Source organism: Bacillus sp. KNSH39 (assembly GCF_052656585.1).
Genome location: NZ_JBQXYO010000001.1, coordinates 983,148 through 1,004,619, shown reverse-complemented (window position 1 = coordinate 1,004,619; position 21,472 = coordinate 983,148). Strand labels below are relative to the sequence as shown.

The 21,472-nt window shown below is 33.6% G+C and carries 30 protein-coding genes, 1 pseudogene and 1 riboswitch; of the genes and pseudogenes, 5 read left to right on the top strand and 26 right to left on the bottom strand.

The annotated features are described in order from the left end of the window. Positions 1 to 84 precede the first annotated feature (84 nt). A complete protein-coding gene (locus tag ACUL40_RS04985; RefSeq protein ID WP_001061495.1) occupies positions 85 to 501 on the top strand; it encodes a DUF1259 domain-containing protein in 417 nt (138 codons plus the stop codon). A 335-nt stretch (positions 502 to 836) separates the two neighbouring features. Here ACUL40_RS04985 and ACUL40_RS04980 read toward each other — a convergent pair whose 3' ends face one another. From ACUL40_RS04980 to ACUL40_RS04970, 3 genes are read right to left on the bottom strand one after another with little or no spacing between them, the layout of a single operon-like run. After that, positions 837 to 1,379 (bottom strand): site-specific integrase, encoded by a 543-nt coding sequence (locus tag ACUL40_RS04980; RefSeq protein WP_001012177.1) that lies wholly within the window; start codon positions 1,377 to 1,379, stop codon positions 837 to 839. Further along, a complete protein-coding gene (locus tag ACUL40_RS04975) occupies positions 1,379 to 1,852 on the bottom strand; it encodes an ArpU family phage packaging/lysis transcriptional regulator (RefSeq protein WP_000166200.1) in 474 nt (157 codons plus the stop codon). Before ACUL40_RS04975 ends, ACUL40_RS04980 begins: the two co-directional genes overlap by 1 nt. Positions 1,853 to 1,879: 27 nt before the next feature. Further along, positions 1,880 to 2,050: a hypothetical protein gene (locus tag ACUL40_RS04970; protein WP_000645540.1), complete on the bottom strand. Its 171-nt coding sequence runs from the start codon at positions 2,048 to 2,050 to the stop codon at positions 1,880 to 1,882. A gap of 231 nt (positions 2,051 to 2,281) precedes the next feature. Here ACUL40_RS04970 and ACUL40_RS04965 point away from each other — a divergent pair, with 231 nt between their 5' ends. Further along, positions 2,282 to 2,572, top strand: coding sequence for a hypothetical protein (locus ACUL40_RS04965; RefSeq protein ID WP_001045720.1), 291 nt, complete (start codon positions 2,282 to 2,284; stop codon positions 2,570 to 2,572). Positions 2,573 to 2,712: 140 nt separating this feature from the next. On the opposite strand, the gene ACUL40_RS04960 is transcribed toward ACUL40_RS04965, so the two are convergent. Then, on the bottom strand, positions 2,713 to 2,853 hold the full coding sequence (locus ACUL40_RS04960) for a hypothetical protein (protein ID WP_179191799.1): 141 nt from the start codon (positions 2,851 to 2,853) through the stop codon (positions 2,713 to 2,715). Between the two features lie 36 nt (positions 2,854 to 2,889). Beyond that, positions 2,890 to 3,645: a DNA cytosine methyltransferase gene (locus ACUL40_RS04955; RefSeq protein ID WP_000783004.1), complete on the bottom strand. Its 756-nt coding sequence runs from the start codon at positions 3,643 to 3,645 to the stop codon at positions 2,890 to 2,892. Positions 3,646 to 4,746: 1,101 nt separating this feature from the next. On the opposite strand from ACUL40_RS04955, the gene ACUL40_RS04950 reads away from it, so the two are divergent. Continuing rightward, positions 4,747 to 5,535 carry a sulfotransferase family 2 domain-containing protein gene (locus ACUL40_RS04950; RefSeq protein WP_000185203.1) on the top strand — a complete coding sequence of 263 codons (789 nt, stop codon included), beginning with the start codon at positions 4,747 to 4,749 and terminating at the stop codon, positions 5,533 to 5,535. Between the two features lie 267 nt (positions 5,536 to 5,802). Here the strand turns inward: ACUL40_RS04950 and ACUL40_RS04945 are convergent, their stop codons facing one another. The 9 genes from ACUL40_RS04945 to ACUL40_RS04905 are packed head-to-tail and all read right to left on the bottom strand — an operon-like array spanning position 5,803 to position 9,168. After that, positions 5,803 to 6,258 carry a nucleoside triphosphate pyrophosphohydrolase family protein gene (locus tag ACUL40_RS04945; protein WP_001102016.1) on the bottom strand — a complete coding sequence of 152 codons (456 nt, stop codon included), beginning with the start codon at positions 6,256 to 6,258 and terminating at the stop codon, positions 5,803 to 5,805. A gap of 19 nt (positions 6,259 to 6,277) precedes the next feature. Beyond that, positions 6,278 to 6,529 (bottom strand): hypothetical protein, encoded by a 252-nt coding sequence (locus ACUL40_RS04940; protein ID WP_000109498.1) that lies wholly within the window; start codon positions 6,527 to 6,529, stop codon positions 6,278 to 6,280. 27 nt (positions 6,530 to 6,556) lie between these two features. After that, entirely contained in the window at positions 6,557 to 6,724 is a 168-nt protein-coding gene (locus tag ACUL40_RS04935; RefSeq protein WP_000717826.1) for a DUF3954 domain-containing protein, read from the bottom strand. A gap of 18 nt (positions 6,725 to 6,742) precedes the next feature. Next, positions 6,743 to 7,102 carry a hypothetical protein gene (locus ACUL40_RS04930; protein ID WP_001125949.1) on the bottom strand — a complete coding sequence of 120 codons (360 nt, stop codon included), beginning with the start codon at positions 7,100 to 7,102 and terminating at the stop codon, positions 6,743 to 6,745. After that, positions 7,095 to 7,373: an AbrB/MazE/SpoVT family DNA-binding domain-containing protein gene (locus ACUL40_RS04925; RefSeq protein ID WP_000799090.1), complete on the bottom strand. Its 279-nt coding sequence runs from the start codon at positions 7,371 to 7,373 to the stop codon at positions 7,095 to 7,097. The genes ACUL40_RS04930 and ACUL40_RS04925 overlap by 8 nt, the downstream gene beginning before the upstream one ends. A gap of 3 nt (positions 7,374 to 7,376) precedes the next feature. After that, positions 7,377 to 8,432 (bottom strand): DnaD domain protein, encoded by a 1,056-nt coding sequence (locus ACUL40_RS04920; RefSeq protein ID WP_025921883.1) that lies wholly within the window; start codon positions 8,430 to 8,432, stop codon positions 7,377 to 7,379. Between the two features lie 57 nt (positions 8,433 to 8,489). Further along, complete coding sequence (locus tag ACUL40_RS04915) at positions 8,490 to 8,654, bottom strand: hypothetical protein (protein WP_000390285.1); 165 nt, start codon at positions 8,652 to 8,654, stop codon at positions 8,490 to 8,492. Then, positions 8,654 to 8,920 carry a helix-turn-helix domain-containing protein gene (locus tag ACUL40_RS04910; RefSeq protein WP_000522034.1) on the bottom strand — a complete coding sequence of 89 codons (267 nt, stop codon included), beginning with the start codon at positions 8,918 to 8,920 and terminating at the stop codon, positions 8,654 to 8,656. The genes ACUL40_RS04915 and ACUL40_RS04910 overlap by 1 nt, the downstream gene beginning before the upstream one ends. 56 nt (positions 8,921 to 8,976) lie before the next feature. Then, positions 8,977 to 9,168, bottom strand: coding sequence for a helix-turn-helix domain-containing protein (locus ACUL40_RS04905; protein ID WP_000854271.1), 192 nt, complete (start codon positions 9,166 to 9,168; stop codon positions 8,977 to 8,979). Positions 9,169 to 9,368: 200 nt separating this feature from the next. Between ACUL40_RS04905 and ACUL40_RS04900 the strand changes: the two genes are divergently transcribed. Continuing rightward, the gene (locus ACUL40_RS04900) at positions 9,369 to 9,722 is read left to right on the top strand and encodes a helix-turn-helix domain-containing protein (protein WP_000491272.1); all 354 of its coding nucleotides are present in this window, start codon (positions 9,369 to 9,371) and stop codon (positions 9,720 to 9,722) included. Positions 9,723 to 9,757: 35 nt separating this feature from the next. Here ACUL40_RS04900 and ACUL40_RS04895 read toward each other — a convergent pair whose 3' ends face one another. From ACUL40_RS04895 to ACUL40_RS04880, 4 genes are all read right to left on the bottom strand, one after another. Next, positions 9,758 to 9,886 carry a hypothetical protein gene (locus ACUL40_RS04895; protein WP_000836786.1) on the bottom strand — a complete coding sequence of 43 codons (129 nt, stop codon included), beginning with the start codon at positions 9,884 to 9,886 and terminating at the stop codon, positions 9,758 to 9,760. Positions 9,887 to 10,040: 154 nt separating this feature from the next. Continuing rightward, entirely contained in the window at positions 10,041 to 10,187 is a 147-nt protein-coding gene (locus tag ACUL40_RS04890; RefSeq protein WP_000720927.1) for a hypothetical protein, read from the bottom strand. 37 nt (positions 10,188 to 10,224) lie between these two features. Then, the gene (locus ACUL40_RS04885) at positions 10,225 to 11,376 is read right to left on the bottom strand and encodes an AimR family lysis-lysogeny pheromone receptor (protein WP_000265306.1); all 1,152 of its coding nucleotides are present in this window, start codon (positions 11,374 to 11,376) and stop codon (positions 10,225 to 10,227) included. A 564-nt stretch (positions 11,377 to 11,940) separates the two neighbouring features. Next, the gene (locus tag ACUL40_RS04880) at positions 11,941 to 13,134 is read right to left on the bottom strand and encodes an exosporium leader peptide-containing protein (RefSeq protein WP_000440006.1); all 1,194 of its coding nucleotides are present in this window, start codon (positions 13,132 to 13,134) and stop codon (positions 11,941 to 11,943) included. Between the two features lie 303 nt (positions 13,135 to 13,437). Here ACUL40_RS04880 and ACUL40_RS04875 point away from each other — a divergent pair, with 303 nt between their 5' ends. After that, positions 13,438 to 14,547 (top strand): site-specific integrase, encoded by a 1,110-nt coding sequence (locus ACUL40_RS04875; RefSeq protein ID WP_000675854.1) that lies wholly within the window; start codon positions 13,438 to 13,440, stop codon positions 14,545 to 14,547. Positions 14,548 to 14,585: 38 nt separating this feature from the next. On the opposite strand, the gene ACUL40_RS04870 is transcribed toward ACUL40_RS04875, so the two are convergent. From ACUL40_RS04870 to pdxR, 8 genes and pseudogenes are all read right to left on the bottom strand, one after another. Beyond that, positions 14,586 to 15,287 carry a pPIWI_RE module domain-containing protein gene (locus ACUL40_RS04870; protein WP_044307582.1) on the bottom strand — a complete coding sequence of 234 codons (702 nt, stop codon included), beginning with the start codon at positions 15,285 to 15,287 and terminating at the stop codon, positions 14,586 to 14,588. Between the two features lie 308 nt (positions 15,288 to 15,595). After that, the gene (locus ACUL40_RS04865; protein ID WP_033687380.1) at positions 15,596 to 16,081 is read right to left on the bottom strand and encodes a hypothetical protein; all 486 of its coding nucleotides are present in this window, start codon (positions 16,079 to 16,081) and stop codon (positions 15,596 to 15,598) included. 209 nt (positions 16,082 to 16,290) lie between these two features. Then, positions 16,291 to 16,425: pseudogene (locus ACUL40_RS04860) on the bottom strand (site-specific integrase); the annotation flags it as partial. A gap of 145 nt (positions 16,426 to 16,570) precedes the next feature. Then, positions 16,571 to 16,891, bottom strand: coding sequence for a heterocycloanthracin/sonorensin family bacteriocin (locus ACUL40_RS04855; RefSeq protein WP_001071364.1), 321 nt, complete (start codon positions 16,889 to 16,891; stop codon positions 16,571 to 16,573). 555 nt (positions 16,892 to 17,446) lie between these two features. Next, the gene (locus ACUL40_RS04850) at positions 17,447 to 17,710 is read right to left on the bottom strand and encodes a DUF3937 family protein (RefSeq protein ID WP_069358061.1); all 264 of its coding nucleotides are present in this window, start codon (positions 17,708 to 17,710) and stop codon (positions 17,447 to 17,449) included. Positions 17,711 to 18,107: 397 nt separating this feature from the next. Next, a complete protein-coding gene (gene tenA / locus ACUL40_RS04845; protein ID WP_001011746.1) occupies positions 18,108 to 18,797 on the bottom strand; it encodes a thiaminase II in 690 nt (229 codons plus the stop codon). A 127-nt stretch (positions 18,798 to 18,924) separates the two neighbouring features. Continuing rightward, positions 18,925 to 19,030, bottom strand: a riboswitch (TPP riboswitch). 73 nt (positions 19,031 to 19,103) lie between these two features. Continuing rightward, complete coding sequence (locus ACUL40_RS04840; RefSeq protein WP_000690435.1) at positions 19,104 to 20,018, bottom strand: D-alanine--D-alanine ligase; 915 nt, start codon at positions 20,016 to 20,018, stop codon at positions 19,104 to 19,106. A 4-nt stretch (positions 20,019 to 20,022) separates the two neighbouring features. Then, a complete protein-coding gene (gene pdxR / locus ACUL40_RS04835; protein WP_000471644.1) occupies positions 20,023 to 21,471 on the bottom strand; it encodes a MocR-like pyridoxine biosynthesis transcription factor PdxR in 1,449 nt (482 codons plus the stop codon). Position 21,472 lies beyond the last annotated feature (1 nt).

The following is a 21,472-nucleotide window of genomic DNA, read 5'->3' as shown; positions in this document are numbered from 1 at the left end:
TTAAATTACTTATATAAAAGCTAATGGACGAGTATTAATACTTATATAGTAACTTTTATCTGATAAGAAAGGGGTATAAGATTTATGAACAACCTTAATTTTCTTTGTGAACAATTCGCTAAAATTCTTAATGGAAAAAGCAACATAAATCAAGGTGTTTGTTCTGTCTCCTTGCGTCGTAATATTAAAGTGCTGGTTCAAGGACGACCAAGCACCTCAGTGATACCGGTTGGGATATCTTTTGAATCGCTAGATCAAAATGGCAATGCGTTGAACCTTGGAGAAATCGCTATTTTACAAGAAGAAATTCCTTTATTTATGCAATCAATTGTTCAACAAGGGATTATTGTTAGCGCCTTACATAATCATTGGTTATATATGAAACCATTGATTATGTATATTCATATCCAATCTATTGAACCACCATTGAGTTTTGCAAAAAAATTGGCAAATTCCTTTTTGGTTTTAAGTAGTTATCCAATAACTGATAACGGGAGCTAACTTTAAGTAGATCTTATTTATTGATTTTCTATATCGAGAATCATGAGAATAAAAAAAGCCCTCCAGTTAAGCAATCTAGAAAGCATTTTTATAAATTTCTAGATACATTGAATTGCGACTTATTGTATTTTTTGCTTAGCGTGAGGGGTTCCGAAATGCTGGAGGTAGCCCCTCACCACATAGTTATCAAGTTAAAATTTTTTAGTAACCCAAAAACGAATTTTTGTGCTAGCTTGTGACAAAATAGCTTATTTTTTGGTTTTGGGGTAATCCTGAATTCTTAAGTTGATAGGAATGTGGCGATACCCCTAGATTTAAAAAGAAATAAGCAGTGATTAGATTTTAAACTTAGTCATTGCTTTATCCATTGCATCTTGGTTTACACCTATATAACGTAACGTGACCTTCTCTGACGAATGATTGAATATCTCCATAAGTAATGCTATGTTTTTCGTTTGCATGTACATGTGATACCCGTACGTTTTTCTTAACGTATGTGTGCCTATTTCATCTAATCCAAACTCTGCTGCAGCTCCACTTAATATCTTATATGCCATACTACGACCAATCGGACGATTCCTACCTTGTCTACTTTGCAATAAGTACTCATTATCTTCTCTTTTTTCGACAAAGCATTTAAGCTCTCTTTTCAATGCTGCAGTAATTTGTATTCGTTTCTGTTTCCCTGTTTTCTTTTCTCGCATAGATATATGACTGCCTTTAACATCTCCTACCTTCAGTTTCAAAATATCCGAGATTCTCAGGCCTGTATTGATTCCCATAATGAAGAGAATGTAATTACGTAAACTCTTTTCCTTAAAATATTCTTTTAACTGCTGTATTTGCTCTGAATCACGTATCGGCTGAACAAAATTCATTATTCATTACCTCCAGTTTCATAAACTTCTAATCTAAGAGCAAAAGCAAGTTTATAAAACACCCTAGCCTTAACACGTCGATAAGTACGCTCACTCATGCCAATTTCGTTATATACCATATAATCACATACATCTTCATCTTCTAAATAACGCTTAATGATGATGTTTCTTTGATCCTTTCCTGCACGTCCATTACCCAAACGACTAAGAAACTGATCAATATGAAATGACGTTTGCTTAACCCACTCTTCTCGCTTACTTTGCTGTATATTAGCCATCGCTACATTTTCTAATGGCTTTCCTGCATCATTTGTAGGTCCGTGATATCTAATTTCATAAGAAGGAGTGACTTTCATTTCTTCACGCATCATTCCAAACTGTCTATATAAACGTACGCTTTCAAGAACACCTTCTAATTTTTTCTGCGTTGCTACTCTATCGATTTTTGGCAAGAAAGATAATTGTTTAGTCATGTAAGACCACTCCTTTTTATTTTTAGATTACTTTTGTCTTAATGCTCCACGTCTACGTTCATAACGAGGTCCATGAATACCCATTAAACCTTCAATCTCACGAGTGTTTAACTTCTCTTTCCGTTTTTTCTTACTTTTCTTTTTTGCTTTATTCGATTGCTTTTTCCACTCGCGTAATTGGTCCTTAAGTGCTTTCATAATTCCCCATCTCCCTTTTCAAAATAAAAAGGACACCTTTTCCTAAAACAGCTTTCATTGCTGCTTTAATGAATTGGTGTCCTCTAGTTTTCTAGCCGGACTATATTCTGTTTGTTTTACTTTAAAAGGATTATTTTGTTGAGTTTTTTCATTACATACAATTAAAAATCTCCATGATATAATATTTTCAGATTACATAAATTTTTCATTATATAAAAGGAGGTCGCTATCATGAATAAATGGATTATCGCTATCATATATTGCTCTCTTTTAACAACATTTTGTTATTTATCCATTAAAACTTTACTTTTATCTGCTACGGTTCATACTTCATTTCCAAATCCTCAGTTTTTTGTTGGGATAGTTGGATTAACATTTGGCGTTTGGATACTAACATTTGGAATACGAAAATACATTTCGTTTGTTTCAGAGAATGAACAAGAACGCCGAAAACTTAAAACCCTGTTTTCTATCATTTCAGTTTTATCTTGCTACGCTGCAACTCTGCTATTTTATATCTAATTTTGTCTTCAGTTTGTGCATATACTGATTTTGCCCCTGAATAAAACTCAATATTCCGTCAATACTGCAGACAACCCATTAAGTTACTTTCTCCTTGTTCCCCCTTGGAGATGAGCAGTTAGCTTTTGCTACCTGCTCTTTTATTTCGTATCATCAATATAGAACTCAGCAACATGTTCAATTAAGTTAGCTAAAATTTTAATTACTTCTTTCGGATTCTTTTTATCTTCAACTGCGTTTTCAACGTATGGCTTCAATTCTTCAAATAATTCGTAATCCATCAGTTATTCATTCCCCTTTTCTACAAAATGAAATTTTTATAATAAACCTTCAATCTTTGCTATCGCTTCAAATATCGGATAGATCTGTTGAGGTACGACTGCGTTACCCAAGAACCTCAATCTATCTTCGTCCAATCTTGCGGCAGTCCCATCATCCATTCCACAAACTGCGGGTTTATTTTCTTCCCAATATGTTCCGGAAAGTGCTCCCCGATCGATCCCGGAAGTTGTTTTCCATGGCTGCCGTTTGCTTCTGAAGGGGATAATTTTCTTATTGGCTTGTAATTTTGGCTTGTCGTTGGAGTGGCCAACAATAAATGTCCGGTATCTTTGATGTGGCGCCCCGACACTGACAGCCGGTAATACGAATGTCCTTGTCGAGTAGTTTTCTTCTTCCAAGTCGGAGAGCACGGTGTCCAAGCCCATTGTGACGTGTCCAGCAACATTTTCTCCAACAAACCAAGTGGGTCTGAGTTCTCTAATGAGTCGGAAGACTTCTGGCCATAACCACCTCTCGTCTTCTGCGCCTTTTCTCTTTCCGGCCATGCTTTCTCCCTGACAGGGATATCCTGCTGAAATAACTCCAATTGAATCAACGTCAACACCTCCATCTATTAATGATTGTTTTGTAAGTTTATATAAATCCGGGAAAATAGGAATGTTAGGATAGTTCTTTCTAAGTACTTTCTGATTGAACTCTTCTATTTCGCAAAAGGCTGCTGTATTAATCCCAGCCCAATCCGCTGCCATGCTTATTCCTGCAATTCCCGAACATAGATCCAACATTTTCATTCGCTATTCCCCTTTGTTTTAAAATGAAGTTTTGTTTAGTTTTTATCGTTACATTTCTCGCATTTAAACTTCTTATTTCTATTTTCATAATTTGCCTTTACAGTTATTTCTTTTTTACAATCACTACATAGTGTTAGAACCTTATTAAATCCCGTAATCAACTTCCCCTTTCTAACAAAATAGCGTTTTTGTTCAAAATAATGACCTTATAAATTTGGACACATTTACCAGTATTTTTACCAAAAAATTCATGATATGGTTATTTAGTCGAGTACGTCATTACTTGACAATTACCCTTAGGAACCCCGCAGACAAACGGGGTTTCTTTTATTTAAATAACGATTTTTTCACTCTTCTCATTAAATTTAACTCTTCCCTTTTTGTACAAACACTGCTTAATTCAAGAGTGCATATATTATTTCTGAGAGGGCAGTTCACCTTCATAAATATATAACGCTCCGAGAAAGAGCACTGTTCGAAGGTGCTCTCTTTTATGCCCAAATAAGAATTTTGTTTAATTACTATTAACGTTGTAGATCTCTTTGAATACATTAATATCAACAGAGATTCTATATGGTGCTCTGGTCCAGTTACCTTGAATTTCTTGCAGACCTTGTGTGAAGAATCCGTTTCTAACAAACGGGTTCTTTTATTTTGGGTTATAAAATAACTATTTTGTTAAAAACTCTCTTTTTTCGTTTTCTTACATTTCAAAATACAAATGTATTAAAATATAAGAACAGTATAATTTAAGGAGGTGTAAAAATGTCAGTTGGAGCGTGGATTCCCATATTATTAGTATTTGCTGGTTCAATTTACTTTGCTTGCAAGAAAGCAAAAAGTAATTACTTAAAAGAAAACTGTTAATACATATCATTTGATTCACTGTTTTTTTAAGTACATATACTTATACGGACTATAAAAAATAAACATTATAGTTCTTGGTCCAAGAGAACCATACGCCCTAATGGTTCTCTTTTCGATTAAAATAACGCTTTTATAAAGTAATTGATAGCCCTGCAAGCCTTTTATCATATATATAGAATTTTCTCCATACCGTATACAAAGATGAGATTTCTAGAATATGATGGGAGGTAACATATGACTAACTCAAATATTTATGACTTCATTATGAAATACGCCCGAGGACCCCATTTTCATCAAGAATTCCCCATAATATTATTTTGGAGTCAAAAAAGCGGATGTACATCACTTGCTCATTGGTTTTTTTATCAAATCAACTTGTTTAAGGAAGCCATTAAATATAATCCATTCATCCATAATTATGAGTTCGACATTTACAAAAATTCAGTTTACTACTTTACTGGGCTTGCTAATGCATTATCCACAAATGAAAAACCGACATATAAACTTGTAAGAAATCCCTATAAAAGGGCAGTAAGTTCATTTCTCTCACTAATTCCTCCACCAAATATTGAACATCCCGAATGGCAGCCAATTAGACAGTTTTTATATCATGATAAAAACTGTAATAAAAAAATCTCCTTTAAACTTTTTTTATATTACTTAAAAGCACATATGAATAATTTAGATGATGTGAACCCCCACTATGTGCAACAATATGTCCAAGATGAAGAAAAGTTTGTTACAAACTATATTCACCTTGAAAATTTCTCTTCTGAAATCTCAAATTTAGAGAATATATACGACTTAAAGAAGTCCCCATTAGATATATTAACTAAGTCATGGCATCATCAAAGTGGGATCACCATTTTTAAAGGTAACTATGCAGATGCTGATATTACTGACCCTCTATTCCCACGACTCCCAACATATGAAAGTTTTTATGACTCCGAAACTATTCAATTAGTTGAAGATATTTTCAAAAAGGATTTCACTGTATACAAATACTCCCTAACTCCCATCTAAAATATAGGCATTTTTATAATCATAGATTCATAATTATTACAGAGAAACTTAAGCCACCTACTTAAGTTTCCTCATAATACTCCTGCAAATTGAATGTGGGCACTATTCTAATAGTGCTCTTTTTCTACAAAATTCAAATTTTATACCATTTAATTGACTAACATTGAATTTTTTGGGATTATATAATAATATTTATATATAAAATCATTACCCTTATAAAAAAGAGCTATGAGCCTTTCCACTCAAGGCTCTTTTTTATTACAATTTTCATTTCATATCTACACGATTTTGACTAGCTTCTCGGCTAAATCCGCCTGGGTATCTCGTTGCTAATTTAGATATATTCATTTGAGCAATATCTTCTAGGGTATATCCCATTTCATGAGACATGATTGAAATGTAGTACAAGATGTCCCCTAGCTCTAAAGCGATTTTATGTGTATTTCCTTCTTCTTCTCCTGGACAATGAGCTGGATCAAATCCATGACCATGAAAAATTGCTTTTTTTACAACATCAGCAACCTCACCAGCTTCTCCCGTAAGACCTAATGCTGCATTTAAAACACGTCCACCGAAATCGTTATTTGTATTCCATGTACGTAATGCCGCTTCTTGATATTGATCTAATTCACAAATATGATTGATATTCATTACAGCTTGTCCTTCCTTTGATTCACTAACTAATTTAGTTGTTTCATATACACTGTTTTCCATAACGTTCATTTTATTTTCCCCTTCCTATTTAGCAAATTCCTAATCCTAACGGACGATTTTCAATTAAATACTTATCAGCCTGATCTATTACAAGGAGTGCAACTTCCACTTGATGCCTTCTTAACGTTTTTGCCATCTTTGGCAAGCTCATGCCCTGATTCCACATTTCACGAAAACGAATTACATCTCTTTCATCCCAAATGAAGTTAGCTTCTTCTAAAGCGATGTATACCTTCAACCGTGATTCCTTCATCACTTCATGGTTTCTCGCTACACTCATAAGCGAACCTACTTTCTAGTAAAAAAATTATTTTATCTTTTCAGTAAACTTAGTATCTACACGATCAACTTTACCGTTTACCCAAACCGCAACTTGCTCACCGAATCCACTCATTGGCGGATTTACTGCTGTTACATTTCCGTCCTTCACTATTAAAAGTTTGTTGCTACTAACATCAATTTCTATTTTTTTCATATGTCCCTCTCCTTTTTACTACCGCATGTACTCGACAACATCAGGTTTAAAACCACTTCCTAAATAAACCCGTACCGGAATTATTTCTTTTTTATCCCTTGCTGCCTTACACAATTCTTCAGCTGTATCCCAATTAAAAAACTTATCTACAGCTCTTTGAAATCTCCATATTGCCATTACATACTGTTCAAAAATATCATAGCGATCATCTTGTTTAGTTGTGCGTGGTAATTCATCCGTACACTTTGCATTCGTTGGAACTTGGACGCGTACGTCAGCGTATGTAGTGCGTCCAGTTCCTCTCTTCACATTTGCCTTCATTGCATCGAACTCACAAATTGCTGGCTCTACATCAAAAATATTTAGTTGCTTAGGCATGTGCCAGCCCACTCTTCTGAATAAAATCCAGTAATTCACTTGCCCCTTCCTTGCTTAAAAACATTCGGCCACCTAGCAACTCTATGTTGGTTTCAGACACTTCACCCGTTACAAAGCATGACTTTTCATGTTTTCTTAAAACAATGTTTTCACCATCGATATGAAAATCTAGTGCCGTTCCTTCGACAATCCCTAAAGTTCTGCGTAACTCTACTGGAATTACTACACGACCTAGCTCGTCCACTTTTCTTGCAACGCCTGTGTTTTTCATACCTTACTCTCCTTTAGTATTTTTATATTTATTTAGAATCTCATCCAAACGTTTCTTATTATCTTTAAGATCATCACTTTGAGTTTGGTGTGGCTGCTGTATTGGCTCTTGTTCTTCTTGTTTACGTAACCAATCTGGTACAACTTCCGTTCGTTTGGAATAACCTTTACCAGTACGTTTGTTGTTTTTCTTACTCATTTCAAATCGAGTATCTAAAGCAGCAACATCATTTAATGTTTTTACTTTTTCCTTTTCCCAACTACTTAAAATACTGCGAATATATCTCCACTTTGGCACATTTTCATCAATTGCTTTATTAACAGCGTGAATAACTAATTCATTACCGAATCTATCGCAAAACTCACCTAATTCTTGAATTGCAATTTCACTTAACGGAATCCCCTTTTCAAGTAAAAAGTTGTAACTAGTTTTAAATTCTTCATCAATTAATTTCTGAGATGAAGTAGCATCATCATCATTTATCTTTGTAGTAATATTTGTAGTAATCTCTGTATTTGTCTTACGTTCTAGTGTAAGAGACTCTTCCGTTTTATCGTAGGAGGGTATTGCTTTAGAATGTAAGACACTCTTGCTTTCTAAAGTAATAGGACTATTACTTTTCAGTGTAGGAGGGTTAGCATTTCCCCAATACATAATAGATATTTTCTGAATCATTTCAGGTACAGGTTCAACATACATAACGTTATTACACCTAGTTCCGTTAACAAGAATCGTCCTAAATTCAATTTTTATAAGTCCACGTTCTTTCAGAAAGTCACATGCTTCTTTTACTTGTCTTTTTGTAAATCCAAATGAATCTGCTAATTGTTGATAACTCTTTTGAAGCGTGTCTGCCTTAAACTTTTGTTTATATTGAACTTGACTAGATTCTTCACTTCTTACTTCAGTAGGTTTATACCAATAAACAATTTCTCCTAAGATAGTAATTGCAACAATATTAGGTTTACCATTACCTAATGTAAGTGTTTTAAACCATCCATGATCTATAACATTTCCACGAAAATTTATTTGCCCTATTTGTAATACCTTGTTGTTCATAGCTTTCACTCCTTTCAATAAAACCAATGTGCTATTTCCCTACTTTCCGTGGTATACTTATAACAACTTGTTTTTTGAAAAGGACCCACTGCCATGGGTCTTTTTACTTTGCTTCACATCACTCCAAGCCCATTGTTTTATTGGCTCATAAGTTATGTAAAATAAAAATGAACCACATGCAATTAATATCGCTAATATAGCTAATGATGTTGTATCTTCCACTAAATCACCTCCTTTTGTGCTTCAAGCCAGGCTTCTAAATCCTTTTGTAAAAAAAGTAGTTTACGCCCTTCTCTTATTACTGGAAACTTAGGATGATTTGCTAATTCATACATTCTACAAACCGCTATGTTTAAGAAAGCTGCTGCTTCCTTCACTCGCATTACCTTGTTTGGTTGTGATTGTTGTTGGAATGACGCTAAAGCTACTTGAATTTCTTCGCGAACAACTTCGCGGATTGACTCTTTAATGATTTGATCTAATCCCATTTTGTTTTGCTCCTTTCTTATTTACTTAACTAACCATAACTTAACTTTAAGTTAAGTTATGGACAAAAAATTTTAATTGCATCTAGCTTCACTTTAAAAAACTCAGCAATTTTCACAATTAAATCATAATAAGGTCGACGCTTCCCGTTTTCTATATACCAATAATAAACTTCAGTAATACCCACGGCTTCAGCTACTTCCCTACATGTATACCCCTGCTCTACACGTAGCTGCTTTAGAGTTTTCATAAACAACTCCTCTCTTCCGTTTTTGTTGATAATTACATAATAACTTAACATTAGGTTAAGTTCAAGTGTTTCCCAAATCTTTTTCCAAAAAAATTACCTTTCCACTTAACTGATAGTTAATATATAATGACAGTGTGACACCATAATAGTAATTAAGAAACAATAATTTCATATAAAATAAACTTGGGGTGTTTTTTATTATGTTTAGTCATAAGAGGTTGAAATCATTAATTGAAAAGAAGAGCATTACCCAACAACAGTTAGCTGATGCAATTGGTGTTAGTCATGTTTCTGTTTATAATTATGTCGAGGGGAAAAAAGCACCCGGTACACGTACACTTCAGAAGATAGCAAATTATTTAAAAGTAACAACGGATTATTTGTTAGATTTATCTGATTCACCAGATTTAACAGCCGGCGAGGATATACAGTTAACAAAAGAAGCACACGAAATTCTTCAGATCATTAATGACTTACCTGAAGAACAACGAAAAAAAGCATTAGAACAATTAGAGATGTTTGTGAACTACGAGAAATCTAAAGGAAATATGTAGTGTAAAAAGACTATCCAAAAGTTAGATAGTCTTTTTTACATAACTTTTTCTTTTTTTGGTTCACTCAAACAGATAGAAAATAATTTCTCTTTCGGATTATCCTCTTCTTTTAAAAGTAATAAAGCTCGTTTAATTAGATTAACTTCCCCTTCTTTGCTCTTCATCTTCTACGATCTCCCTCTTTGTATTCTTGTATTTTTTTACAAAAATTTCTTTTTTCTTCTTTTAGCAAAAAAAGAAATTTCTCCTAAAACTACAAATGACACCGTCAATTAAGACGATGCCATTTGTAATATATATAAACCTTTATTATGTATTTTACCAACCGCCACCAGGGTCAACCATCATGTGTTGGACTGTAGGTTTTAAATCATTTGTACTAGGTTTTTCTTTAATAGAATCAGTGTTAATGAATAATGTAGCAGCTATTAATAGTGCAGGAAGGATTGTAATTATTTTTTTCATTATTTCACCTCTTTCCAAAGACAATTATACCAATTATTCAAATTAAACCCAAGTGTATTTTTGGTAAATTCGAATAAAATATATTACCTGATTTTTGACACATCAAAAGAGATCGTTTCATTAACTCTTCTTTTTTAGTACCTTCATATGTTAAACCTAAATATGCAGTCTGTATGTCTGTTAATCTTCCATTCTTCTCTTTTAATTGATCCAAAAGTTTTCTCGCTTCCATCTTCTTACCTTGTTTAATCCTTAAATATGCTAGTTCACCTGAATGAACAACATCTAAGCTACTAATTTCTTTATCATGATGAATCTTTAGAAATGATAATGTATGTTGCACCATTTTTCTTTTTCTCTCAATTCCATTAGTCTTACTATCCCCTATCACTTCTAAGGTCTTTTCCAAATAATATTTCGCCCTTTCATATTCATTCGCTGAAAAAATATACGATTCTCCTAACTTTAAATATGCATTTACTTTTGGAAAAGAAAAAAAGTTATCCCATTCAAGATCATCTAATAGTTCCTTACTAACATGCCTTGCTTCAATGACTTCACCACCCTGCAACGAAGTAACGGCAATGGCCTCTTTATATCGTAATTTATAACATTCTCGAATGTACCTATTACTTATTGTATTTATTTTTATTTCAAGAGATTTTAACCGCTCATTTAAAGAAGTAAAGTTACCCGATTGATATTGCGCTTGGCATAATAAAATTTCACTTAACACCTCCATCTCTGAAGTTTTTATTGATTTACTTTCCAAGCTTAATGCCTTATGATACTGTGTAGCATCAATTTCACCTATATATCGTCTATATATAATTCGATACACATTAGCGAATTCTCTATTTTCTGCTACCTTTGATTGTGATTCACTATTTATAATATTAATTAATAGATTAAACTTTCCTCTTAAAGCTAAATCCTCCATTGCCTCACGTAAGTTTTCTGATTTCGGTTTCGTTATATGTATATAATCTGTTAATAAATTTTCTTGAACCTGTATGCCTTTGTTTAATAGGATGATGGTCTTGGAAAGAAAACCAAAACTCATGTCTGTGTTACCTTTAAAAATTTTTGTAACAGTACTAGGCTTAACTCCCCAATAATCTGCTAGTTTATTTTTCCTTATTCCAGCTGCACATAACTCTTTTTCAATTTGATTTAGAGCTTTCCACATGTTTTGTCCCCCTTATTGGAACAAGACACACTTCCCTATCATGAAAACGCACCTCAATGATGAATTACATCTAAAAGTTGTGTTATACTAGCCGTATATGTTACGTATAGTCGTAACTGAAAGGCTCATGGCAAATGTTTTCCCTACTACAATTAGGGCAAACGGTGTAAAAGTGTTCCCAGCACAATTACACACGCTATGGGTCTTTTTCGTTCCATCAAATTATATTATTAAGAATATTCTATCACAAATAACCCAAACAGCTATTCTCTCATATTCTGAAAAAACTTGAGAAAGTTAAATATAGTTATAAACACCTAGTTTTTTACCCTTTCAAATAAATTATGCAATATTGCATTTGATAATCCTTTTCGTTGTAACCACACTAATTATATTTTTCTTTTAACTCAAACTTTATATGTAGAGGATTGCCTAGTTTTACATGTATATCCCATAATTTAAAAATAAGAAAAGCCACTCACCTAAGTGGCTTTTCTTATTCTTAATAAACAATATTAATTTAAATTCATCATTTTCTTCACGCTATTTTTAAAATGAACATAATTATGATTTTCTGCTAAACGGCCTTTTACTCCAATCTGCAGATACATTATTTAACAAGAAAAGTGTATTTGGAACTGGTGATGGAAACCTCGCAGCTTGAAAATTTGTAAGAAGCGGAGATGCAATAACGCCATCTATGGTATTACCTGCTTGGACTTGCACCATATCCCCTGCATTCAATTGTACAATGGTAGAAACTGTTACCGCATTTAAAAGCCCAGTATTTCCACCAAAAAAGCTATCATCTCCTGCTATTAAAGCACTGTTAACTGTTATAAATACTTCCGTCACATAATTTAGAGTATCATCAGTAGGACTAAAAATTATAGTAGTAATAATTAAATATACTCCATCTTGTTGCGGTATAAATGTTGATACACCATCATATTCACCATTTAAATCGAATTGTGTAGTTTCAAATGTTACTATAGACAGTGTATTAGCAGTAACGGACTGATCAGTAGATTTGAAAGCTCTGAATGCAGATTCAAATCCTGTTGGACCTGTTGGGCCTGTTATTCCGGTTACCCCCGTTGGACCTGTCGGGCCTGTTATTCCGGTTACTCCCGTTGGACCTGTTGAGCCTGTTATTCCAGTTGCTCCCGTTGGACCTGTTGGGCCTGTTATTCCAGTTGCTCCCGTTGGACCTGTTGGGCCTGTTATTCCAGTTGCTCCCGTTGGACCTATTGGACCTGTTATTCCAGTTGCTCCCGTTGGACCTATTGGACCTGTTATTCCAGTTGCTCCCGTTGGACCTATTGGACCTCCTGAAGGACCTGTTGGACCTGTTGGACCTGCCGGGCCTCCTGAAGGACCTGTTACTCCCGTTGGACCTGTCGGGCCTGTTATTCCGGTTACCCCCGTTGGACCTGTTGAGCCTGTTATTCCAGTTGCTCCCGTTGGACCTGTTGGGCCTGTTATTCCAGTTGCTCCCGTTGGACCTGTTGGACCTGTTATTCCAGTTGCTCCCGTTGGACCTGTTGGACCTGTTATTCCAGTTGCTCCCGTTGGGCCTGTCAGACCTGTTGCTCCACTTGTTCCCGTTGGACCTGTTGGACCTGTTGCTCCACTTGCTCCCGTTGGTAGAGTAAATGAGGAAATCGGTGGCAATGTCGGTCCTATTAAACTCGAATCCATTGAACTAGCAGATAGATTTTTAGAGTTTAATCCTTCCCATTTCTTTTTCCTCTCCATATATCTCACTCCAAATAAAAATCATTTCTCAATTAAGAAAATATTAATTGTACAAAATATGATATATATAAGATGTACTATTCCAAATAAAATATTCTAAATGAAAATATTTCCTTAAATATACAAAATTCTTTTATAAAATTAATTTTTGTAAAAAACAACAAATATATTAAATAATCAATTCTATTCATATATGGTAAAATATATCCATCGCTGATATGTCCAAACATGTAATTTTCATAGCAGCAAAATTACAACTAGACTTATACAACATGATTCAAAACAAATGAAGGAGTGTTTTAAGTGAAAGGACATATTCGAAAAAGAGGAAATAAATACTGTATCGTTATTGATATCGGTCCTGATCCAGAGACAGGAAAAAGAAGACAGAAGTGGTTTTCTGGATATAAGACAAAAAAAGAAGCACAGGCTGATGTGGCAAAGAAGATTACCGAGTTGAATGAAGGAACTTTTATAGAACCATCTAAAGTTACGTTAAAAGATTATCTAAATCATTGGCTAGAAATTAAAAGTATGAGCATAGAAAAGAGTACCTTTGCTGGCTATAAGGCATTTATCAACCAACATGTTATACCTAGTATAGGAATGGTTGCGCTCCATAAACTAAATGTTATACACATTCAAAAATGTTATAAGACTGCGATAGATAAAGGGATTGCAAACAATTCTATTCTGCTTATGCATAGAATTTTAAAGAGCGCTTTAAACCTAGCCGTAAAACAAAATATTATTTCTCGAAATCCAACAGATTTTGCTGAGATACCTAAAAAAGAAAAAACCCCTATCCAGACTTGGACAGAGGAAGAAGTAAAAAAGTTTTTAGCTCATTCACAAGAATCACGATATCACATTGGGTATCTACTTGCAATAACTACAGGTATGCGTCTGGGAGAAGTTCTAGGGTTACGATGGCAGGATATTGATTTTGAAAAACATACTGTTACAATAAATCAAACATCCGGTCATGACAATAAAATCAAAAAAACTGCAAAAACAAATTCATCAAAACGTACAATTCCTGTACCTATTGAAACAATAGCAGCCTTAAAAAGGCATAAAATTTTAATCAATAAAGAGAAATTAAGGTTTGGTTCTGCTTATCTAGATCAAGATTTAATAAATTGTAATGAGTTTGGAAGAATAATAAAAAGAGCACATTTCAGAAAAAGTTTCATTAGGATGACACACAAAGTAGGTATAAAAGAAATTAAATTCCATGATTTAAGACATACACACGCCACTCTACTATTGAAACAAGGAGTTAACCCTAAAATCATCAGTGAGCGATTAGGTCATACAGATATTTCAATGACATTAAGTGTCTATTCTCATGTTTTACCAAATATGCAGGAAGAAGCTGTTAAAAACTTCGGTAAAAGTATCTTTGGATAACCTATGTTTGCAAAATGTTTGCATTTTATCAAAAAAAGTCAAACAAACGTTGTCATATCAAGGTTTGTTTGACCTAACATCTTATATTCTTGATAAAATCTCCGAATCCCTATTGAAATATTTAATAATGGAGCGTTCTCACCACCGCGGGTTATGCATTCGAATCGATATACATAGGAGAAAAAATCTTGTGTTTTTTCATCTTTTATCGGCCCTGACATCGCCTCACAAATATTTTGTGATCTAAGAGGGGAAAAATAGATTTCTTCTTCATTTGTATTTTTTAAATATATAGGACGCTCACAAAAAATATGTGAGATTAAAGCGGGCACCCACTTAGAATACGTTTCATTATCATGTAGTACTGGCAAATTAGAAATCAAATCGGATTGCCATTCATATTTTGGTGGTTCTACTAATCTATTTGGTTTCCAATCATGAATAATCTCATACCAACTTTGAAAAATATAATCGAGCTGCTCTTGTCTAATAGGTTCTTTCGATACAATCCATGGTGTATTTTCATTTAATACGTATGGGTTATGCTGAATAAACAATATATCCGAAAACATATCATACAATCTTTCATTCAAACGTTTCAACTTACTCGTTAATAAAAATGTCTTATAATGTATCTCTACGATGTCCAGCCATTCAATAGGAAAGTATATAAATGATACCTTTTCATTTAAAAGGGGTTCTACTATATTTTCAAATGTTAGCAGCCTTAATTTTTTCATAAAATGATTCCTTCCTTTCTTCAGTTGTCTTGATTATCAAAAAGCTAGAACAATAGTTACTTAATCTAATCCATTTAAATCAAGTATTTAAAAGAAAAGTAAAAACTATTTATCTGAATAAAACATTATCAAATCGACTCTTTTAACAATTAAAAGTAATTATCATATACAGCACCTCTTATATTTATATTTTAATACATTTAAATTATACAATTTATATAATGTATTGTACTTATCATTTACAAAAAATTTACAAAAAACTAAAAAAGAACACCTTAAATCGGCGCTCTCTTTACAAATATTAAGCGTTATGTAATTGAACATATAGATAACAGTAATCCTCCAAATGAAATTGTTCCTAGTAAACCTACTACAAATCCTGTTAAACAAATACAATCAGCAAGACAAATAGAAGACTGCGATAATGGAACGAATGACCTACTTGTACCCGAACCATATTGTTTTATCTTCTCATAATTCATATCTAACATTAAATGTAGACATGTTATACCCTCCTCAATAGTATGTACAGATTCTTTTTCTAATTGCTCCAATAATTTACTATCAAAAGCAACTGCTAGAGGGTACTGCTTATCCGATTTCATATTTTGATAAATTAGTTGCAAACGAGATAATATATTATTTTTCTTCTTTTCAGATGTTACTGTACATTTCATATTATTAAATTCATTTAATAACAGTGATAATTCATCTCTTTTTCCGTATAAATCTTTAGCTATTTTTCTCTTTAGTTTATACGAATGGAAAATAGATTTTAGTTCAACCATATTCAGACACTTCCTAATTACATAGTATTTACCCTATTATTTTGTAGATAAACAGTACTTTTTAATCTTATTTAAAATACACTTAAGCAACTTATTTTACTATCGATTAACATTACATTAACCTTACACGGTTGTAATAAAATCATTAGCTAGAAGGAAGCAATGCCCAAACTAGACAGATATTTAATGACAAAACCATAAGAAAAAAACAATGATTAGATTTTAAATCTAGTCATTGCTTTATCCATCACATCTTGATTACATCTATATATCTTATTGTTACTCTTTCACTTGAATGATTGAATATATCCATTAAAAATGGCTATATTCTTTGTCGGCACGTACATATAACTAATGTTTTTTTATTGATAAAGTGAAACTTTAATCAGCTCTCACCAATCGGGCTTTTATGGGCAGTCCGCCACCTAACTTCTCTTTGCTCTCGCTGAATTTTTTGGGGGATGTTACTGCCCGCAACTAGCAAGATAGATATTATCAATATTCATACGTTACAATAGTACCGGTAGTATCAGTAAAACCATCAAAACAGTTAGAGCAACCACCACAGCCGCCACAACCGCCACAGCCTCCGCAACCAAAACAACCGAAGCAACCAATACAACGGAAGCCACCACAACGGAAGCCGCCACAACGACCTCCACCACAACCGCCACAACGACCACAACCGCCACAGCGACGAGCAGCATCTTCAATATAGTAATATGGATATTGGTTTTGCTGGTCCCAATAGACAATATTTCCAGACCGGTAATCATTAAGGCTTAACGCTTGTAGTTCTTGTTGAAACTGATTCATTTTCATAACCTCCGTTTATAAAATACAACCTCATCGATACTTCCCTATATTCCTGTTCGTTACATCTAAGTAGAAATAGCGCTATAAACTAAGTTCAATACGTACACCAACAAAGTATGACTTATCACTAGATGATGCACCTTGTTCGTATACCTATTTTTACTATGGGCTCATTTTTATAAAGTGAAACTTTAATCAGTGGGGTTTTGTTCATCCCCTACCTAACTTCTTTGCTTCCGCTGAATTTTGAGGTGGGGGGCTTACTGCCCGGCAAATAGCGGGATAAATAAAAATTAAAAAATATGAATTCCAGCGTCATATCTTCATACTTACTAAGTTCAATTAATTTCTCAATAATTATGATGCCATGTCCTATATATTTCCGTCTGCTGCTTAGATTTTTCTGTACTGTAAATGGCTTTCGCTATAACACCTCCAAGTGACCGGTTTCTATGACGGATATGAAATTCCAACAAAAAAAGCCCTAATTAGGGCTTTTCATTCTATTTCTCCAGCAAAACTCTCTATGAAATTCCTAATTGAAAAAAGACACACTTAGATTGATGCGTCTTTTTGTGATGCCTCTTTTGTGAAATCATATAAAGCAATTGCGCCTAAAAGAACAAGTATACCTTGAGGAACATCTAGTAAAATAGTTTTCCAAATTTCTGGAACTACCCATTTGATATCTGCTGCTGTTTCAAGATATGTTTGGAAATAGCTGATTGTAAAATTAATGATTCCTAAAAATACAAACAACGATAAACCAAATCGAATTAATTTCTTATTTGTAAACATATAACACCTCTCAAAATTCATTGGATATTCCTGCTTTTGCTTCTTTATATTTTCATATCTTTATATCTAATTTTAACACATAAAGAACTCAAAAAAATACGATATGCATATTTGCATATCGTATTAACAACACTCCATGATAATATAGAAATTCCTGCAATGAAAAAACAACTCCGTTACAGCTAACAGCTCGGGTTTCTTTTCTTATTTAACTTCATACCACCAACATTTACGTTCTTTAATTGTAAAATAAATGTGACAGAAGTTTATCCAGTTAATGCGTAGACAAGAAAATGAGCTAAATTATCGATATTCTATTTCGCCATTTCCGTAGCACTAATGACTTTACGCAAATTTGACAAGAAAAAATATATAGATAGGTATAATCCAGACCTATCTATAACATTACTTCTATTCTTTATCCAATTACGTCTTTTACGTCTGTATCCACTGGCCACTTTTCTAATGTATAAGCCATTTCCCAAAATGAATATTCATATTGACTGCTAATAATAAAATGCTGTTTCATACGTTTGCGGTCTGCCTCTGTTACTTTTTCAGCGATAGTATCTAAACGTGTAATTTGTTCTTCAACTAGCGTACGGAACCAATCAGATCCATAAGCAGAAATCCATTCGTTATAAATTGGCTCTTCCGGCTGGCACTCTTTTAAGCGTTCGCCAATTTCATAATACAACCAATAGCAAGGTAAAATTGCTGCAATGATATCTCCTAAATGCCCTTCATACGCAGCACGATACATATGTGAAGTATACGCATATGCAGTTGGCGCAGGAATAAAATTATCTTTTTCTTCTTTCGTTATCCCTAGTTTTTTAGCAAAATTCTCATGTAAAGATAACTCTGCTTCATATGTATTTTGAGCATGATGTGCCATACGAGCTGTCGTCTCTAATTCAAGAGCTTTTGCAGCTCCTAAAGTTTGTACTCTAGCAAAATGACTCAAATAATATGAATCTTGAAGCACATAATAACGAAAACTAGCTAAATCTAACGTTCCTTCACCAAGTTTTTTTACAAAAGGATGGTTAAAACTCGCTTCCCAAATTGAATCTACTTCTTTACGTAATGATTGTGAAAAATTCATTTAAATCCCTCCAATTATATATAAAATATAAGTATTTATCCACAATTATTAAAGCTGTAAAATAAAAAAACTTTCTTTACAGGCGTAAAGAAAGTGAAATTGACAGTATTTATTTACTCATTAAATAGCAACGTCTTTCCCACTTCCCTACGCTGGCATTAACCAGATCAGGTACTAAGAGTCTCAAAATCACATTTGATCTCAGCCTATAAAAGGCCCCCCTAGTGGATAAATATTTTGTTTTTATAATGTATTCATCATAGCATACTTCGTGAAACTGTCAAAAGAATTCGTTATATAATCTCCTTAAAACCCTTCTTCATTTCTAACTTTTAATGATGTTTCAATAATCATATCTAATAGTTTGCTATAACTAATTCCCGCTGCTTCTGCACTTTTGGGCAATAGGCTTGATTGTGTCATCCCTGGTAATGTATTAATTTCCATTACATATGGAATTCCGTCCTTCACCATCATATCAACTCTTGCATAAACACTACATTTTAATGCTTTATAACAAGTCAGTGAAGCTTTATTTACACGTTCCTTAATTTCTGCTGGAAGTTCGATAACTTCCTCAACCGTACTAGTATCATCATATTTTGCATTGTAATCAAAGAACTCGGCTGCATGTCGAATTGAAACTATAGGTAACTGTTTTCCATCCAGAATAGAACATGTAATTTCATCACCTTTTATATACTTCTCAATTACTACTTCAGAATCCCATTCGAATACAGTTTCTAGCATTGAGATCAATTCATTTTTATTGTAAACGATTTTCACCCCGACACTCGATCCGCCAGAGTTTGGTTTTACCACTAATGGAAATCCTAACTTATCTAACTCATCAAGATTTAGATCCTCCATTTTTGTAAGTTCAATCCAATCTGGTGTTTCTACACCTTCATAACGTAAAATCTTTTTCGAAATATTTTTATCCATACATATACTGCTAGATAACATATTACTTCCGCTATAAGGAATCCCTAAACTCTCCAGTGTTCCTTGAACTGTCCCATCTTCTCCGTATTTTCCGTGTAATGCGAGCAATGCAAAGTCAATGTCTTTCGCTTTTTCAATTAAATCCATTTTTTCGTTTAATGTAATTGGAACTATTTCATACTTATTTTTATCTAAATGAGCAATCATTTCATTCCCCGTCATAATTGAAACTTGTTTTTCAGACGATACCCCGCCCATAATAACACCGATTTTCATTTTCTCAACTCCAAATTTCATTTTTTAATGTATCACCAATTATTTTAATTCCACGAACTATTTCTTCTTCTTTCAAGCGCGAAAACCCTAATCGGAAAGTGTTTGCTCCTTCTCCATCAGAGTAAAAAACATCTCCAGGTGAAAACGTAACGCCTTTCTCATAACACTTTTGTAAAAGTGTGCGGGCATTCATATGCTCTTCTAGCTCTATAAATAAATGAAGTCCACCATCTCCAGTCATTCTTTTAAAAGGAATGTACTGGTTACATGCCCCGACAGCTAACTCATATTTTTTCTTATAAACAGATCTTGCCTTTTTTAAATATTTTTCAAAATATCCCTCATGTAAATATTGAAACAGAACAGCTTGATCTAGCGTAGATGTGTGAATCGTTCTTGCTCTTTTTACGCTTTCTAAATAATGAATCAGCTCTTTATCTGCAATAATCCAGCCTACACGTAAACCAGGGAAAAGCACCTTTGAAAAGCTACTAATATAAATCACATTATTGCCAGCTCCCGCAAAAGTTAATAATGGAGCTAAATGTGAACCTGAATAACGTAATTCTTCATTAAATCCGTCCTCTATAATAGGAACGTTGTATTTTGAGAATAACCTCATCAATTCCGTTCTTTTCTCTGAACTCGTAACAATACCGGTTGGATTATGATAAGAAGGAATTAAATAAGCAAAATCAAAATCTTTTTCACGCAAACTTTTTTCAACTTCATTCGTATCAATACCATCCTCATGCATATCAATCCCATGAACTTCAAGTCCATGTAAACGGAAAAGCTTAAGTGCAGCATGGTGAGTTGGATTCTCACAAATGACACGACCGGATTTTTTTGATAAAGAAGAGAGTACAATATCCAATCCTTCTGTAAATCCATTTGTAATTAGAATATCTTTATTCGAAATGTCTACACCTTTCATTTCCATGTAATGAAGTAAATAATTCATTAACGGTCTATATCCCTTTGCATATCCGTAGTTCAATACGATGTCCCCTTCAATGGACATACGAGTAAGAAAAGCTCTTTTGAAATTTTCAACATCAAATAGCTTCTCATCCGGGGCTATACTATTAAAAACAATCATTCCCTTTTCCCAACGAACACCATGTTTCATTAAATCTAATTCGTCCGCTAATGCGGTCACTGTATTAAGTTTATTTTTCCAATCTATTTCAACAGACGAAGTGTTAGATATATCCACCTTGGCAACAAAGTTCCCTTTTCCTTTAACTGCATAAATGAGTCCTTCTTGCTCTAAATCTGCATAAGCAGCGAGTACAGTGTTTCTACTCACACTTAGTAATTCACTTAGTTCCCTTGTTGATGGGATTTTTTGATCCCCGAGCAAATGCCCTTTCATAATCATTTTCTTCAAATAATCTTTCAATTGAATATAAACGGGACGTTCTTTAACAACTTTAAAATCCTTAAACAAT

Coding starts and splice junctions, on each gene's coding strand:
- ACUL40_RS04985 (WP_001061495.1), top strand. CDS start 85: ATGAACAACCTTAATTTTCTTTGTGAACAATTCGCTAAAATTCTTAAT.
- ACUL40_RS04980 (WP_001012177.1), bottom strand. CDS start 1,379: ATGAATTTTGTTCAGCCGATACGTGATTCAGAGCAAATACAGCAGTTA.
- ACUL40_RS04975 (WP_000166200.1), bottom strand. CDS start 1,852: ATGACTAAACAATTATCTTTCTTGCCAAAAATCGATAGAGTAGCAACG.
- ACUL40_RS04970 (WP_000645540.1), bottom strand. CDS start 2,050: ATGAAAGCACTTAAGGACCAATTACGCGAGTGGAAAAAGCAATCGAAT.
- ACUL40_RS04965 (WP_001045720.1), top strand. CDS start 2,282: ATGAATAAATGGATTATCGCTATCATATATTGCTCTCTTTTAACAACA.
- ACUL40_RS04960 (WP_179191799.1), bottom strand. CDS start 2,853: ATGGATTACGAATTATTTGAAGAATTGAAGCCATACGTTGAAAACGCA.
- ACUL40_RS04955 (WP_000783004.1), bottom strand. CDS start 3,645: ATGAAAATGTTGGATCTATGTTCGGGAATTGCAGGAATAAGCATGGCA.
- ACUL40_RS04950 (WP_000185203.1), top strand. CDS start 4,747: ATGACTAACTCAAATATTTATGACTTCATTATGAAATACGCCCGAGGA.
- ACUL40_RS04945 (WP_001102016.1), bottom strand. CDS start 6,258: ATGAACGTTATGGAAAACAGTGTATATGAAACAACTAAATTAGTTAGT.
- ACUL40_RS04940 (WP_000109498.1), bottom strand. CDS start 6,529: ATGAGTGTAGCGAGAAACCATGAAGTGATGAAGGAATCACGGTTGAAG.
- ACUL40_RS04935 (WP_000717826.1), bottom strand. CDS start 6,724: ATGAAAAAAATAGAAATTGATGTTAGTAGCAACAAACTTTTAATAGTG.
- ACUL40_RS04930 (WP_001125949.1), bottom strand. CDS start 7,102: ATGCCTAAGCAACTAAATATTTTTGATGTAGAGCCAGCAATTTGTGAG.
- ACUL40_RS04925 (WP_000799090.1), bottom strand. CDS start 7,373: ATGAAAAACACAGGCGTTGCAAGAAAAGTGGACGAGCTAGGTCGTGTA.
- ACUL40_RS04920 (WP_025921883.1), bottom strand. CDS start 8,432: ATGAACAACAAGGTATTACAAATAGGGCAAATAAATTTTCGTGGAAAT.
- ACUL40_RS04910 (WP_000522034.1), bottom strand. CDS start 8,920: ATGGGATTAGATCAAATCATTAAAGAGTCAATCCGCGAAGTTGTTCGC.
- ACUL40_RS04905 (WP_000854271.1), bottom strand. CDS start 9,168: ATGAAAACTCTAAAGCAGCTACGTGTAGAGCAGGGGTATACATGTAGG.
- ACUL40_RS04900 (WP_000491272.1), top strand. CDS start 9,369: ATGTTTAGTCATAAGAGGTTGAAATCATTAATTGAAAAGAAGAGCATT.
- ACUL40_RS04895 (WP_000836786.1), bottom strand. CDS start 9,886: ATGAAGAGCAAAGAAGGGGAAGTTAATCTAATTAAACGAGCTTTATTA.
- ACUL40_RS04890 (WP_000720927.1), bottom strand. CDS start 10,187: ATGAAAAAAATAATTACAATCCTTCCTGCACTATTAATAGCTGCTACA.
- ACUL40_RS04885 (WP_000265306.1), bottom strand. CDS start 11,376: ATGTGGAAAGCTCTAAATCAAATTGAAAAAGAGTTATGTGCAGCTGGA.
- ACUL40_RS04880 (WP_000440006.1), bottom strand. CDS start 13,134: ATGGAGAGGAAAAAGAAATGGGAAGGATTAAACTCTAAAAATCTATCT.
- ACUL40_RS04870 (WP_044307582.1), bottom strand. CDS start 15,287: ATGAAAAAATTAAGGCTGCTAACATTTGAAAATATAGTAGAACCCCTT.
- ACUL40_RS04855 (WP_001071364.1), bottom strand. CDS start 16,891: ATGAATCAGTTTCAACAAGAACTACAAGCGTTAAGCCTTAATGATTAC.
- ACUL40_RS04850 (WP_069358061.1), bottom strand. CDS start 17,710: ATGAATTTTGAGAGGTGTTATATGTTTACAAATAAGAAATTAATTCGA.
- tenA (WP_001011746.1), bottom strand. CDS start 18,797: ATGAATTTTTCACAATCATTACGTAAAGAAGTAGATTCAATTTGGGAA.
- ACUL40_RS04840 (WP_000690435.1), bottom strand. CDS start 20,018: ATGAAAATCGGTGTTATTATGGGCGGGGTATCGTCTGAAAAACAAGTT.